Here is a 14,098-nt window from a genome sequence, read left to right as displayed (position 1 = left end):
CAACCGAGATGTCCGGCCCCGCTCACCGCATGAACAGGCCTCCGTTGACGTCCCAGCACGCACCGGTGACCGAGTGGGCTCCCGGCGAGGCGAGCAGGGCGACCACGTCGGCGACGAACGCCGGGTCGCCGAGGCGTCCCACCGGGATGGTGCGCTGGAACGCCTCCAGGTTCTGCTCGCCGACGATGTCGCGGACCATCGGGGAGTCCTGCGGGCCGGGGGAGACGGCGTTGACCGTCACGCCCCGGGCGGCGAGCTCGCGGGCGAAGACCTTCGTGGCCGACATGACCGCGCCCTTCGACGACGCGTAGTGGCCGCCCGTGGCCGTGCCGCCGTTCTGCCCGGCCAGCGAGGCCATGTTCACGATCCGCCCGTAGCCCTGCTCGGCCATGTGGGCGCCGAAGATCTGGCAGGCGTTGAAGGTCCCGGTGAAGTTGACGGCCATCACCGATTCCAGCTCCACCGGGGTGATCTCGAACAGCGGTGTCGCCCGGGTGCGGGCCGCGTTGTTCACCAGCACCCGCACCGGCCCGAAGTCGGCGAGCACCGAGTCCAGGAGGCCGGTGAGCGCGGCGCGGTCGGCCACGTCGGCGGAGTACCCGCGCGCGGTCTCGCCGCTGGGGTCCAGCGCGGTGGCCAGCTCCACCGCCGCGGTGCCGTCGACGTCGGCGACCGCCACGGCCTGCCCCTCCGCGTGCAGGCGCCGGGCGATGGCCCGGCCCAACCCGTTGGCGCCTCCGGTGACCACGGCGGTCATAGCAGGAATCCTGCCGCCGGCACCGCGTCCTCGCTGTTGACCAGCCGGATCACCTTGCGCGCGATGGTGTCCTCGGCAGGCTCGGTGCCCAGCCGGACGGTGTAGTCGACGTCGGCGGCCCACAGGTCGTGGGTGCCGCGCTTGTAGGCGACCAGCACCTGCGCGGCGCGCAACGACACCTGGGAGTCGGAGACCTCGGTGGTCACGAAGCGGGAGACCGTGCGCACCGTGATCGCCGAGTCGACGGCGGCGATCGCGTAGCCCTCGGTCATCCGGTTCACCCGCAGCCGCCGCATCCGGCGGTCGTCGTAGACCATGTTGAGGACGTCGTCGAACTCCTCGGCGTCGCGGTCGATCGGGATGACGTAGACGCCGTCGTCGGCGTAGAGCTCCTGCCAGGTGACGTAGTCCTTGCGGTCGAGCAGGTCCGCCTCCCGCCACACCAGCTCGATCGCGCGCGACACGCGCACGTCGCCGAGCGCCGTCGGGGTCCGCAGATCAGTCATCGCCCATCACCTGCTTCCACTTCTCGTAGGCGGCGCGCATGCCGGTCTCGTCGGTGACGTGTGAGGTCGGCCAGCCCTCCGGCGAGGGCTTCTCGCGCCCCAGCCCGCGGTTGACCATGATCGGCATCTCCGGGGCGCCGGCGGTGCCGCGCTGCACGCGGTCCCAGCCCTCGGCGTCGTCGGGCGTGCCGAAGCCGAACGGGCCCTGGAAGTGCTCGTGAGCGCGCAGCCGCTCCCGGTTGACCGGGCCGGTGATCTCCGGCGGCCCGTCCGGGCCGATCGCGATGTGCTCGATCTCGGTCTCGCCCACGCTGATCGGGCGCAGCACCCGGAAGAACGAGATCGACATCGACACGTTCGGGAACAGGTTGAGGTTGAACCCGGTTCCGTGCATCGCCCGTACGAGCCGCCGGATCTCGGCCTGCTCGACGCCCGCCGACTCCAGCTGGGAGATGAGGCCGGCGAAGCGGTCCTGGAGCTTCTCGGTGCCGTCGTCGGCGTCGAGGTCGGAGTGCTCGGGCACCATCTGCATGACCGAGTGCCCGTTGCCGAGGTCGTGCGTGATGGCCGCGGGATCGGTCATGAAGCTCATCATGGTGGCCGTCTCGGCGTCCACCGAGGCCATCCAGGACCGGTGCACGATCGGGAAGTGGTAGCCGTCGGTGGTGTTCTCCAGCTGGATCTTCCAGTTGCCGCTGAACCGGAACCGGTGCGTGCCCAGCACTTTCACCGGATATCCGCCGCCCTGCTTCATGAACCGGTCGATCCACGTCCGCGCATCGCCCAGGAACTCGGCGAGCGGTTCGGCGTCGTCGGCGAAGGTCGCGAAGACCATCCCGCCGTAGGACTCGGTGCGCAGCCGCTTGAGGCCCATGCCGCTGCGGTCCATCACCCCGTTGTAGCCGTCGGGGTAGGGCAGTCCGCGCAGCGAGCCGTCCAGGCCGTACGACCACGCGTGGTACGGGCAGGTGAAACCGTTGGCGCGACCGGTCTTGCGCTCGCACACGCTCGCGCCCCGGTGGCGGCAGCGGTTGAGCATCGTGCGGAGGACGCCGTGCCGGTCCCGGGTGACGATGACCGGCTGCCTGCCGACGTGGGTCGACTTGAAGGTGCCCGGCTCGGGCAGTTCGCTGTCGTGGGCGACCCACACCCAGGTCCGCTCGAAGATCCGGGTCATCTCCAGCTCGAAGATCTCCGGGTCGGTGTAGATCCGGCCCGCGACCCGGTCGGGTGCGACGAGGTCGGCGGGCGCGAGGTCGTGGACGTTGCTCGCGGTGATCTCGGAGTGCATCGGGTCACCTCAGTACTCGCGCGGCGTGAGCGCCCGGCCGATCCGGGCCTCGATCTTGGCGTACTTCCACAGCTTCCAGTCCGACCGTCCGACCTGGACTGTCCGGAAGAGGTTGCAGGCGGCCTTGACGGTCTCCTGGGTGTCGACGTCGGCCAGCAGGTAGCAGGTCCACGGCCACGAATCGGACGGCCCGACCAGGTGGCTGTCGTCGTCGATGTCGCCGATGAAGTCGACCCCGGGCAGCGCCTTGATGCCGTCCATCATCTCGACGAAGGCCGTCCACACGTCGCCGGCGGTGACCCCGTCGCGCGGGAGGTCGAAGAAGTTCTGGTTGATGCCGATGCAGAACAGCACGCGCAGTGGCGGATTGGCCATGGCAACTCCTGTGTCGTGGCGGGATCAGCGGAATCCGGGGACGGTCGGCGGCCTGCCCAGCAGCACGGCGCCCGCGGCGTCGTACATCGAGGGCATCAGGAACGCATGCAGCGCGGGCACCTGCGAGTCCTGGCGCATGCGCTGCAGCGGGTGGGAGTTGTCGATGGTGGAGGTCCCGGAGAAACCGCACACCTCGTGCACGACCTGCGCCGCCGTCGCGGCCAGGTGGGTCGCCGAGAGCCGGACCAGCGCGTTGTGCTCGTCGCTGACCTCGCCGCCGGAGGCCACCGCGTCCCAGACCTCCTCGGCGACCTCGTAGTAGAACGCCCTCGCCGAGCGCATCGAGGCCACGGCCTGGGCGTACCCGGTGCGGTAGTAGGCGCGGTCGGCCAGCGGGGGAGCTCCGGTGACACCGGTGCGGGAACCGGCCCGGGAGGCGAAGTCCAGCGCGGCCCGCGCCACCCCGAGCCCCACCGCGGCGTGCACCTGCGCCTGGTAGCCGATGGTGGGGTAGCGGTAGAGCGGTTCGTCCACGCACGCCCCGCCACCTCGGATGAACGTCCACTCGCGCGGCACCTCGACGTCGTCGACGACCACGTCGAAGGAGCCCGACGCGCGCATCCCCGAGACGTCCCAGTCCTGCACGATCTCGACCTGCTCGGGCCGCAGCATCGCCGCCCGCGGCCGGTTGTCGCCGTCGGCGTCCCCGGGGATGCCGACGCTGAGGACATCGGCGGCCATGCAGCCGCTGGCGAACCGCCACCGCCCCTTGACCAGGTAACCGCGCTCGGTCGGGGTGACCGGGTTGACCGGGAACATCGCGCCCCCGTACACCACGTCGGGCCCGTCGGCGTAGAGCTCGGCCTGGGTGTCCAGCGGCAGGCACGCCAGATACGTCCCGGCCGAGCCGAAACCGGCCACCCACCCGGTCGACCCGTCCACCGACGCGATGCGCTCGACAGCGCGCAGGAACTCCGGCGGCGGCATCGGCTCACCGCCGAACCTCGCCGGGGTGGACGCGCGGAACAGGCCGAGCTCCTTGAGACGCGCGACGAAGTCGGGAGGCACGTAGGACTGCGCGTGGAACTCCTCGCGGCGCTCGGTGAGCTCGGCCAGCACGGCCTCCCACGCCGCGTCGCCGGCGAATCCCTGGGGCATGGCACGCTCCTGTCGTCCGGTTGCGATCCGACGCTAAGCAGCGGCCACGAAGTGCGACATCGGGATTGCCCAGGTACCGGGTAGGGGAATCCTTCAGTTCTTACATCGAAGTCCACCTGCGTGGCGGTGCGGGTGGGGGAACCTGAGCGGCTCCGTGGACTCCGCGCGCCACTCCTGAAGTATGTCCAATACACGGCGTCGCGGCGTGCTCGCCACGAAGCCGCTCAGAACCCCCGGCGGTGCGAGCGTCGAGAGTGGTCACCAGAAGGAGAAAGTGGCTCCGCCACTTCGACAGAACCTAGTCTGGCCCAATGGTGGTCGACTCGCAGGCGCCCGAACTGGTGGATTCCGACTTCGTCGCGATGATGCGCGCCTCCCATCTGTGCGTGCTGATCCACGACGCGGCGACCAAGAACATCCTGTGGGCCAACCCGGCGGCCTGCGAGTTGCTGGAGTGGAGCGTCACCGAGCTGCGCCCGCTCAAGGCCAACCACATGAGCAGCTCGGCCCAGCAGTACGACCGGGTGATCGGCCGGGCGTGGCTGCACGAGGCGGTCGAGAAGGGCATGAGCCGCATCGAGTGGCACTACCGGTCCCGGTCGGGCCGGATCATCCCCACCGAAGCGATCGCAGTGCGCGTCGAACTGGCCCAGGGGCCTGCGGTGATGGTGCAGTTCCGGGACGTCGAGCGGGAGCAGCGCGTAGAGCGCGAGCTGCGCCAGACCACCTCCTACGTCGACGCCCTGGCACGGCACACCTCGACGGTCGCGTTCATGCTCGACTCGGCCGGCGCGATCCGCTTCGCCACCGACACCGCGCTGGCGCATCTCGGCCTGTCGGGTGACGCGGATCCACCCGTCGGGCTGCTGCTGGAGTCCCACGCCCGGCTGCGCCGCGACGGCACCGAGGTCAGCTGGCAGCAGGCCGCCGCGGCGGCCGACCCCGTCGAGCCGGTGCGGCTGGAGATCCCGGGAGCCGAACCGGTGACGCTGGAAGGCAGCCTGGAGCGGCTGCGCGACGTCGACGCGTTCCTGATGATCCTGCACGACGTCTCCACCCGGGTCCGCGGCGAGGAGCGGCGCGAGCTGGAGCTGCGCCACGAGAACTACCTGGCCCGCTACAACGCGATGGGCGACATGGCGATGGCCATCGCCCACGAGCTAGGCCAGCCGCTGGCCGCAGCCGCGAACTTCATCGCCGGGGTGCACGCCCGCGCGCAGGTGCTGGAGACCTCCGGGCAGGTCCCGGAGGGCACGACCGGGCAGCTCGCCTACGGGCTGGACAGCGCGAACCGGCAGATCGACCGGGTCTCGGCGATCGTCAGCGCGCTGCGGTCGTTCGTCGGCCACCTCGAACACGTCGAGCAGGTCGCCGACCTCAACGCGGTGATCGACGAATGCCTGTACTTCGTGCGGCTGCGCGCCGCGGCCGTCGGCGTGGAGGTCGAGGTGCGGTTGAGCGAGCAGCCGGTGCTGGTGCGCTGCGAGCGGGTGCTGACCGGGCAGGTGGTGCTCAACCTGTGCTTCAACGCCATCGACGAGATCGTCGAGGGCGACGCCGAGCAGCGGCGGATCGAGTTGGTCACCGAAACCCGGGACGAAGGCGGCACCGTCACCGTCGCCGACCGGGGTCGGGGCGTGCGCAAGGACGTGTTCGCCGAGTCGTTCACCAGCAAGGAGCACGGCAGCGGCATCGGGCTCGCGCTCAGCTACCGCATCATCAACCGCCAGCACGGCTCCATCTGGTGCCGGCCGCGAGACGGCGGCGGTTCGGTGTTCGGGTTCTCCCTGCCCTCGGCGCGGGAGTCCCCCGCCGGTGCGGGTTCTAGGGGAAAGCTTCAGGACGCGCCGAGGAATCCTCGATATCCGAAAGACCGCCGGCGGACGTAGTTTCGAGGGGAATCAGCGGGGAGGAGGCACCGTGGCGGATCTGACGCCCGCCCAGCGGGAGTTCCGCGCGGCGATGGCGAACCTCTCGGCCGGGGTCAACATCGTCACCACCGACGGCCCGCGCGGACGCGCAGGCATCACGGTCAGCGCGGCCTGCTCGGTCACCGACGAACCGCCGACGATGCTGGTGTGCGTGCACCGGGCGAGCCGCGCCCACGACGTGCTGGCGGGCAACGAGCGGGTCTGCGTCAACGTCCTCGGCTCCGGCCAGCAGGACCTGGCGCTGCGGTTCGCGGGCGCGACCGGGCTGCCGATGCACGAGCGGTTCGCCGGGGTCGTCTGCGACTTCGCGGAGGTGCCCGTGCTGCGCGACGCCGCCGCCTCGGTCATCGGGCACCTCGGCCAGGTGCGCGCGCAGGGGTCGCACTCGGTGATGTTCGTCGAGGTCGAGCGGGTGATCACGCGCTCCGGCAGCGGCGCTCTGGTGTACTTCCAGCGGGAGTTCCACAGCCTCGCGGGAGCACATCGTGGATGACCGAAACATGACGCTGACCTGCTACAACGACACCCACGGCTACGGCTGGCGGCACGTCGACCTGTTCGTGCACGACGCCTCCGGCCGGGAGGTCGAGTGGGTGCACTGGCTGGTCCACGCCGACGGCCCGGAGGCCGCCGACGCCGCCACCGCCGAGGTCGAGCCGCTGCTGCGCCGCACCTCGCCGTGGCGGCACGGCGTCAGCGCCTCCGGCATGGACTACTGGGTCGCCGACGCCGAGTGGGGGCGACCGTGACGACGTGGAACCCGTGGTCGCTGCGCGAGCTGATCACCGACCTGGCGGCCGGGCGCACCACCCCCGCCGAGGCGCTGGAGCGCAGCCGCAGCAGGATCGCCGACACCGACCCCGTCCTGCGGGCGTGGGTCGAGCACCTGCCCGAACCCGCTCTCGCGGAAGGCCCGCTGCGCGGAGTTCCGCTGGCGGTCAAGGACATCATCGACCTCGCAGGTGCGCCCACCCGCTGCGGTTCAGCGCTCCGCGCCGACGCGCCAGCCGCGACCGCCGACGCCGCGATCGTGCGGGCGTGGCGGGCAGCTGGGGCAACGCCGATCGGCAAGACCGTGACCACCGAGTTCGCGTTCTTCTCCCCGGGGCCCACTCGCAACCCTGCCGCGCCGGAGCACACCCCGGGCGGGTCGTCCAGCGGATCGGCCGCAGCCGTGGCGTCCGGGCAGGTCCCGCTCGCGCTCGGTTCGCAGACCGCAGGTTCGGTCACCCGGCCCGCCGCGTTCTGCGGCATCGCCTCGCTGGTGCTCGGCCACGGCAGGTTCCCGACCGACGGCGTCGTGGGCCTGGCACCGAGCCTGGACTCGCACGGCGTGTTCACCGCCTCGGCAGACGACCTCGCCCTGGCCTGGTCGGCGCTCACCGGCACCCCGGAACCGCCCCCGAACCGCGCACCTCGCCTGCTGCGCTGGAACGCCTCCGCGCTGGGCGTCGACGACGCGATGAGCGCGGCGCTGGAGAAGACCTGCGCGAACCTCACCGACCGGGGCGCGGTGGTCACCGCCTTCCCGGAGGATCAGCTCATCGCTGAACTCACCGAAGCCCATCCCGTGGTCATGGCCTACGAAGCGGCGCGGGAACGCGCGGAGGAACTCGCCGCGGCCGACCGGCTCAGCGACCACCTCGCCACCCTGCTGCGCACAGGAGCGGCCATCACCGACGCCGAGCACGACGAGGCCCGGCGAGTCGTCGTCGAGGCCGACCGACGCCTGGCGCGGCTCACCGAGTCCTGCGACGCCGTCATCGGCCCCGCAGCTCAGGGACCGGCTCCGCGCGGGCTCGACGCGACCGGAAATCCGGTGATGAGCCGCGCCTGGCAGGCGCTCGGCCTCCCGACGGCCGTGGTCACCGGTCTGCGCGACGAGCGCGGATTGCCCCTGGGAATCCAGCTCATCGGCCACCACGACGGCGAAACCGCCTTGCTGGCAACGGCTCGGGGAGTCGAAGGGGCCTAGACCTCCACCCCGTGCTGGAGCAGGTCCCGGACGAGGGTGCCCAGGCTCTCGGATTCGGTCTTGGCCTTGATGCGGGCCCGGTGCACGTCAACGGTTTTCACGCTCGTGCCCAGGTCGCGGGCGATGAGCTGGCTGGACCGCCCGTCCACGACCAGCCGCAGCACCTCCCGCTCGCGCGGCGTCAGCGACGCGACCCGCTCGCGCACGCGCAGCCGCTCGGCGTGGGCGGTGAAGCACTGCTCGGCCTCGCGCAGCTGGTCCTGGACGACGTCGAGCATGCGCTGCGGCTCGTAGGGCTTCTCCAGGAAGTCCACCGCACCCAGGCGCATCGCCCGCACCGACATCGGGATGTCGCCGTGCGCGGAGCAGAAGATCACCGGCGCCGGGTACTCCCGTTCGGACAGCTCCTCCTGCAGCTGGAAGCCGCTCAGACCCGGCATCCGGACGTCCACGACCACCACTCCGGGCTCGCCGGGGTCGAACTCGGCGAGGAACCCGGCGGCGTCCGGGTAGGTCAGGGCCTAAACGCCGACGGTCTGCAGCAGGAACACCAGCGACCGCCGGTGCGCCTCGTCGTCATCGACGATGTGCACCACCGGCGCGGAAAGCGTCGTCATCGTCCCTCCAGGCGAACCAGGGGAAGGTCCCAGACTAGGCAGCAACGCCCGGGCCGGATAGGTCCGTTGGCGTTAGGTGTAGACGCGGCGGAGCCGCTGTTCCAGGTGTGGGACTCAGCTCGCACCGCCGCGGGTTCTGACACGTCTTCTGGCGAGGACAGCCGTTGCGCCGTGTATTGGACATACATCAGCAACGGATCCCGCAGCCAGAAGACGTGTCAGGTTCCGCCACCCGCACCGCCGAGCAAACCAATCCACGAACAGCCCTCAGTCCCGCAGCAGCACCGAGGTGTTCGGGTGGTCGGAGGCGAAGCGGTCGGGCAGGGGTGCGATGAACACGTTCTCCGTGCGCGTGCGGGTGATCTTCCAGCCTTCGGGTTCGCGGCGGAAGGCGTTGTTGAGCCGGCTGGAGCGCAGGAGGCCGCTGCCGTCGGCGAACAGCCAGGGCTGCACGTGGATCCACAGCCCGGTCGCCTGATCACCGGTCACCTGGATCTGCTCGGAGGTCAGGTAGTGCGCGTTGAGCAGCAGCGCCGGGTCCCGTTCCCGGCTCCAGAACCGCTCGAAGTGCGCCCGGATCGCCGCGTGCCCCTCGGCGCGGCCGAACTGGCCGTCGTAGTGCTCGCCGACGCCCTCCCAGACCGCGTCGGAGGCGTAGAGCTCCATGATCGCGTCGATGCGCTCGGCGTCGTCGCGCACCGCGAACTCCGGGCACGGCGAGTCGCACAGGAACATGTAGCGGGCCTGGATGCGGCGGATGTCCGCCTCGGCCTCCAGGACCTCGATCCGCCTGGTCAGCGCGGCGATGGTCGACTCGGTCATCGGGCTCCTCTCGTGCGCGCGGGCGCGGTCTCGGGCAGGCGGAGCAGGCACAGCAAGGACACCAGCAGACCCGCGGCGATGTACCAGCCGACCGAACTCGAGCTGCCGGTCGCGGCGATCAGCCGGTTGGCGATCATCGGAGCGAACCCGCCGCCGAGCACGCTGCCGATCTGGAACGCCAGGCCCACGCCGGACTGCCGCTGCTCGACGGTGAACAGCTCCGAGTAGTACGTCAGCAGCGGGCCCCACAGGAATCCACCGATGGTGAACCCGATGATGACCGCCAGCCCCACCGCGAGCGGCGTGCCGATGTCGGCGATCCGGAACATCACCAGCGCGTACACCAGCGCACCCACCGCGCCGGAGATCATCACCGGTTTGCGGCCCACCCGGTCCGACAACCAGCAGGCCAGCACGATCGTGATCGCGTGGCACAGCAGACCGACCATGCTGCCGACCACGATCGGCTGACGGGGCAGCGCGAGTCCCTGCGGTTCGGCGGCCGTGGCGTAGGACAGCATGAACGTCGCGAGGATGAACATGTTGGCGTTGAGGCCCAGGTTCACCCCGGCGGCGAGCAGCAGCCGCCTCCAGTCGTCCCGGAACACCGCCAGCAACGGCACCTCGCGCCCGCGAGCGAGGGCGACGAACTCCGGCGTCTCGTCGATGCCGCGCCGCGCCCACACGCCGAGCGCCAGCACGAATCCGCCGATCAGGAACGGCACGCGCCAGCCCCAGTCGATCACGGCCTGCATCGGCATCAGCAGCACCAGCGCGAACGCCAGGTTGGCCAGCAGCTGCCCGAGCGGCGAGCCCATCGTCGCGAACGACCCGTACAGCCCTCGCCGGTGCGGCGGCGCGTGCTCGACGGCCAGCACCGCGGCCCCGCCGATCTCCCCGCCGCGCGCCAGGCCGTGCAGCATGCGCAGTCCGATCAGCAGCAGCGGCGCGGTGATGCCGATCGCCAGGTAGGACGGCAGCACGCCCATCAGCAGCGTCGAGGACCCCATCACCACGAACGTCAGCTGCAGCGAGAACCGGCGCCCGTAGCGGTCGCCGATCCACCCGAACAGCAGCGCCCCCAGCGGGGTGAGCAGGAACCCGACGGCGAAGGTCGCCAGTCCCAGGAACGAGCCGAACCACTCGTCGCCGCTGATGAAGAAGATCTGCCCGAACACCAGGGCTGCGGCCGTGCCGTAGATGGCGAAGTCGTAGAACTCCAGCGTGGAACCGACCCCGCTGGCCAGGCCGATCCGTCTGACACCGGCGCGCGAGGCGCCGTTCTCACTGAGCACGGGCATGGCGAGTCCTGTCGGTCGAGGAGACGGACGCGTCCGCGTTGTCGCTCAACGCTAGGGACGGCCCCGAGACGCCGCCATTGGAGATTTCCCGACCGGGGACTAGGGGATTCCCTTACCGCAGCGCCGCCGCGCGGATCCAGAAGCAGTGGCAGCGAGCCGGATTCCCGCAGCGGCTGCGGAAGGCTGGGCGCCTCCAGGACGTTGGTGCCCGCGCGGAGCTCGCGGCTCATCGTCGCCAGGTCGATGTCGAAGAAGTCGAGCGTCGAACCGGGGATGTTGTTGCTGGACACCGAGAGGAGCGTGATGCCGAAGAACTCCGGCTTCGCGCCGCGGTCCATCCAGCGCGCGAAACCCGTGAGCTCGGTTCCGGCGACGGAACCCCCGGTCAGCCCGGTCTCCTCGCGCAGCTCGCGCTCCATGCCGGTGACCAGCACCTCAGCCAGGTCGCGGCGGGGCGAGCCGTCGGCGGTGAGCAGGTCGCGCGGTTCCAGCGAACCGCTGCCCGAGGGGTCGCCGTCGCCGACGATCAGCAGCAGCCCGTCGGTGGTGAACGCCAGCGTCGACACCCCCACGACGTCGGCGAGCTCACCGGCGTCGAGGCCCCGCAACCGGCCCGCGGTGTCGGTCAGCAACCTCCGCCGCGGATCGAACTCCGCGCCGGTCTCCCGGTCGGTGATCCGCATCCCGCACAGCTCGTTGGAGACCTGGAAGTCGAAGTAGCGCGTCCGGTGCAGCCGCACCTCGGCGTCACCGCTGCCGGGCAGCGGGTCGGAGCGCAGACCCACCACGGGACCGTTGAACAGCGGCCGGGCCGAGGAGTGCAGGGTCGGCAGGTGGGGCGCGGTGGTGCGCATCTCGGGTGCCGGCCGGTACGCCTGCTCGGCGATCCGCACCGCGAAGCGGCGTTCCTGCACGGCGCGGTCGATCTCGTCGCTGAGCAGCGCCGTCCCGACACCGGGCAGGTGGCTGTAGACGGCGGCGGGGTAGGAGGCCGGAACACCGATCTCGACGTGCGGGAACGGCTCCTCGGCGCGGGTGAACTCATGACCCGACCAGCGGCGGTGCAGCCCGCGCAGATCACCGGTCAGCATGATCACGCCCAGCACCAGCGCGATCAGCGCCAGCACGACCCCACCGCGACCGGCAGCACCACGACCGCACCGAGCAGCACGCCCAGCGCCACGACCAGCAGCGGCCACTCGCGCACCGCCAGGTACCACGCGTAATCGGACCAAGACCGGACCCGCCGCACCAGCTTCCGCACGTCCACACCCGAACTCAAGATCAAACCGGCTCACCCTAGCCCAACCGAATCTCAACCCGATCTCGAATCCAGCTCACCAGACCCGCACTTCCGGTGCTGCTCCCGAGCTCGCGCGAACTCCTCAGCAGCGGATTGCGCGTTCGGGGACCTCGAGAGCGTTGAGGATGCGCTCCACATCGGGAATCCCCATCCTTCTGTCAACCCAGTGGTTCGAGCATCGGTGTCGGCGGTGGGGTGGGCGCTACTGATGTCGCCAGACCTTGACCGAGGAGAGCAGCAGCAAGGCGACGAGCAGTGGGATCAGTACCGCGGCGGGCGCTGCGCCGAGCAGCAGTCCGCCGAGCACGGTGCCGGTGATCGATCCGGCCGACATCGCGGCGACGAATCTCGCATTGCCGCGGAGCACGTGAAAGCTTTTGTCGCGACTGTATCGGGTGAAGGCGACCAGCATCGTCGGCAGCGAGACGGCCAGGGAGATGCTCCCGGCGGTCTTGATGTCGATGGCGAACAGCAGCACGATCGTCGGGATCAGCAGCTCCCCGCCGGCCACGCCCATCAGCGCGGCGACGACGCCGATCGCCAGCCCGGCGATGACTCCCGCGACTGCGCGAGTCACCGGTGGCAGATCCAGTGGGCCGGCACTCCCGAAATGGCTCCATGCCAGGGCCGCCGCGATCAGGACCAGCAGTGCCGCCAGCACGCGGTGCAGCGTGGCTGAGCGCATCTTCGTCGCCCACGTGGCACCCACCCACGCTCCGATCAGGGTTCCGCCGAGCAGGTTCACGATCACGGACCACTCGGCGGCGACATCCGCGTAGGGCACCGACAGCAAACGGGCCGGCAACGCGGTGAGGACCACGATCAGGCTCATCGCCTTGTTGAGGATCACCGCCTGCAGCGCGATGAACCCGAAGACGCCGATCAACAGCGGTAACCGGAACTCCGCGCCACCCAGCCCGATCATCCCGCCGAGCACGCCGATACCCGCGCCAGTCGTGAACGACCAGGTCAACGACTTGCGAACGCCAGCACCTCCGGTGCCTGCCCGGGTTCGCGCCCGGCTGTCGCCGCCTTCGTCAGCCACAGTCACGGAGCGAACACTACGTTCCTCCTGCTAGCGCTGCGGCTGGCCGGGACGGCTGGCACGTGCGGTTGTCGCGCTGCTCTCCGCGTTCTCGCATCACCCAATCGGTCTCAAGATCACCGCGGCCCGGTTTCGGATCCGGATTGTCGGGTCTGGGCGGTACCGTCGCGCTCGTAGCCGGGGAAGGGGCCGATCGGGGGTAGGCGGAGATGCCGGACGTCGCAGTCGAGGCCGCGCGGTTCATCGCGGGTCATGCCGGGGAGCCGATCACCCTGGCCGACGTCGCCGACCACGTCGGCTACAGCCCGTTCCACCTCGCCCGCGCGTTCGAGCGCGCCCACGGCCAGCCGCCCGGGAGGTTCCTGGCCGCGCACCGCTTCCAGCGGGCCAAGCGGCTGCTGCTGGAGACCGACGAACGCGTCATCGACATCTGCTGCGCTGTCGGCTTCAGCTCGGTCGGAACGTTCACCCGCCGCTTCAGAGCCGAGATCGGCCTGTCCCCGGTGAACTTCCGCAGGCTGCCCGACCTGCTCAGCGACGCACCGCCGCGCCCGGTGCTGGTGCCCGGTGACGACGACTCGGGCGGTGTGGTCACCGGCGAGGTCCACCTCGACCTCTCGGCGCGCATCGCGCTCGGGGGCGCCGCCGCCATCTACGTGGGCCTGTTTGCGCAGCGCAGCCCGCGCGGCGTTCCGATCGTCGGGGCGCTGCTGGACGAGCAGGGGCGCTTCGCGCTCACCGGGATCCCGCGGGGGACCTACTGGGTGCTGGCGACCGCCTTCTCCGCCCGGGCCGACCACGCCCAGCAGCTGGTCCCCGGCTGGAACGTCGTCGGTGGCTCACCCGCACCGCTGGTCATCGGCCCCGCCCGACCTCCGGAGCACCGCGAGATCACCTTGCGGGTCGTGCCTCCGTGGTCGGCCCCGGTGCTGGTGGCGCTGCCGCCGCTGGCCGCTCCGATTGCGCAAGATCGGAGAAGACAACCCCTCGCAGCGGGCCTACCTTGAGCTTGACACC

Annotated in this window: 15 protein-coding genes; 5 read left to right on the top strand and 10 right to left on the bottom strand. The window is 70.7% G+C overall.

From position 1 onward, the window contains the following. Positions 1-22 precede the first annotated feature (22 nt). The 5 genes from E1181_RS05795 to E1181_RS05775 are packed head-to-tail and all read right to left on the bottom strand — an operon-like array spanning position 23 to position 4,087. Positions 23-757 carry an SDR family NAD(P)-dependent oxidoreductase gene (locus E1181_RS05795; RefSeq protein WP_132672849.1) on the bottom strand — a complete coding sequence of 245 codons (735 nt, stop codon included), beginning with the start codon at positions 755-757 and terminating at the stop codon, positions 23-25. Continuing rightward, positions 754-1,263 (bottom strand): aromatic-ring-hydroxylating dioxygenase subunit beta, encoded by a 510-nt coding sequence (locus E1181_RS05790; protein ID WP_132672848.1) that lies wholly within the window; start codon positions 1,261-1,263, stop codon positions 754-756. The genes E1181_RS05795 and E1181_RS05790 overlap by 4 nt, the downstream gene beginning before the upstream one ends. Then, the gene (locus E1181_RS05785; RefSeq protein WP_132672847.1) at positions 1,256-2,554 is read right to left on the bottom strand and encodes an aromatic ring-hydroxylating oxygenase subunit alpha; all 1,299 of its coding nucleotides are present in this window, start codon (positions 2,552-2,554) and stop codon (positions 1,256-1,258) included. Before E1181_RS05785 ends, E1181_RS05790 begins: the two co-directional genes overlap by 8 nt. Positions 2,555-2,563: 9 nt before the next feature. Then, positions 2,564-2,929: a hypothetical protein gene (locus E1181_RS05780; protein ID WP_132672846.1), complete on the bottom strand. Its 366-nt coding sequence runs from the start codon at positions 2,927-2,929 to the stop codon at positions 2,564-2,566. A 24-nt stretch (positions 2,930-2,953) separates the two neighbouring features. Next, the gene (locus tag E1181_RS05775; protein ID WP_132672845.1) at positions 2,954-4,087 is read right to left on the bottom strand and encodes an acyl-CoA dehydrogenase family protein; all 1,134 of its coding nucleotides are present in this window, start codon (positions 4,085-4,087) and stop codon (positions 2,954-2,956) included. A gap of 311 nt (positions 4,088-4,398) precedes the next feature. On the opposite strand from E1181_RS05775, the gene E1181_RS05770 reads away from it, so the two are divergent. Genes E1181_RS05770 through E1181_RS05755 form a run of 4 tightly spaced genes read left to right on the top strand, consistent with a single transcriptional unit; the run spans position 4,399 to position 7,993 of the window. Then, positions 4,399-5,976: a PAS domain-containing sensor histidine kinase gene (locus tag E1181_RS05770; RefSeq protein WP_132672844.1), complete on the top strand. Its 1,578-nt coding sequence runs from the start codon at positions 4,399-4,401 to the stop codon at positions 5,974-5,976. Positions 5,977-6,007: 31 nt separating this feature from the next. Beyond that, complete coding sequence (locus E1181_RS05765) at positions 6,008-6,511, top strand: flavin reductase (protein ID WP_132672843.1); 504 nt, start codon at positions 6,008-6,010, stop codon at positions 6,509-6,511. Beyond that, the gene (locus E1181_RS05760; protein WP_235876427.1) at positions 6,504-6,767 is read left to right on the top strand and encodes a hypothetical protein; all 264 of its coding nucleotides are present in this window, start codon (positions 6,504-6,506) and stop codon (positions 6,765-6,767) included. Before E1181_RS05765 ends, E1181_RS05760 begins: the two co-directional genes overlap by 8 nt. After that, on the top strand, positions 6,764-7,993 hold the full coding sequence (locus tag E1181_RS05755; protein ID WP_207922027.1) for an amidase: 1,230 nt from the start codon (positions 6,764-6,766) through the stop codon (positions 7,991-7,993). The genes E1181_RS05760 and E1181_RS05755 overlap by 4 nt, the downstream gene beginning before the upstream one ends. Here the strand turns inward: E1181_RS05755 and E1181_RS05750 are convergent. The 5 genes from E1181_RS05750 to E1181_RS05730 form a co-directional block, all read right to left on the bottom strand. Beyond that, positions 7,990-8,511 (bottom strand): response regulator transcription factor, encoded by a 522-nt coding sequence (locus E1181_RS05750; protein ID WP_268952433.1) that lies wholly within the window; start codon positions 8,509-8,511, stop codon positions 7,990-7,992. The genes E1181_RS05755 and E1181_RS05750 overlap by 4 nt on opposite strands. Positions 8,512-8,877: 366 nt before the next feature. Beyond that, entirely contained in the window at positions 8,878-9,432 is a 555-nt protein-coding gene (locus tag E1181_RS05745) for a nuclear transport factor 2 family protein (RefSeq protein ID WP_132672841.1), read from the bottom strand. Continuing rightward, the gene (locus E1181_RS05740; protein WP_235876424.1) at positions 9,429-10,610 is read right to left on the bottom strand and encodes an MFS transporter; all 1,182 of its coding nucleotides are present in this window, start codon (positions 10,608-10,610) and stop codon (positions 9,429-9,431) included. Before E1181_RS05740 ends, E1181_RS05745 begins: the two co-directional genes overlap by 4 nt. Positions 10,611-11,847: 1,237 nt before the next feature. Beyond that, a complete protein-coding gene (locus E1181_RS31725) occupies positions 11,848-12,021 on the bottom strand; it encodes a hypothetical protein (protein WP_207922026.1) in 174 nt (57 codons plus the stop codon). A 217-nt stretch (positions 12,022-12,238) separates the two neighbouring features. Continuing rightward, the gene (locus E1181_RS05730; protein ID WP_207922025.1) at positions 12,239-13,081 is read right to left on the bottom strand and encodes a sulfite exporter TauE/SafE family protein; all 843 of its coding nucleotides are present in this window, start codon (positions 13,079-13,081) and stop codon (positions 12,239-12,241) included. A gap of 209 nt (positions 13,082-13,290) precedes the next feature. Here E1181_RS05730 and E1181_RS05725 point away from each other — a divergent pair, with 209 nt between their 5' ends. After that, positions 13,291-14,088 carry a helix-turn-helix domain-containing protein gene (locus E1181_RS05725; protein ID WP_132672839.1) on the top strand — a complete coding sequence of 266 codons (798 nt, stop codon included), beginning with the start codon at positions 13,291-13,293 and terminating at the stop codon, positions 14,086-14,088. Positions 14,089-14,098: the final 10 nt, after the last annotated feature.

This window comes from Saccharopolyspora terrae (assembly GCF_004348435.1).
In the GTDB taxonomy this organism is placed as follows: domain Bacteria; phylum Actinomycetota; class Actinomycetes; order Mycobacteriales; family Pseudonocardiaceae; genus Saccharopolyspora; species Saccharopolyspora endophytica.
This window is presented reverse-complemented; position numbering and strand designations above follow the sequence as displayed.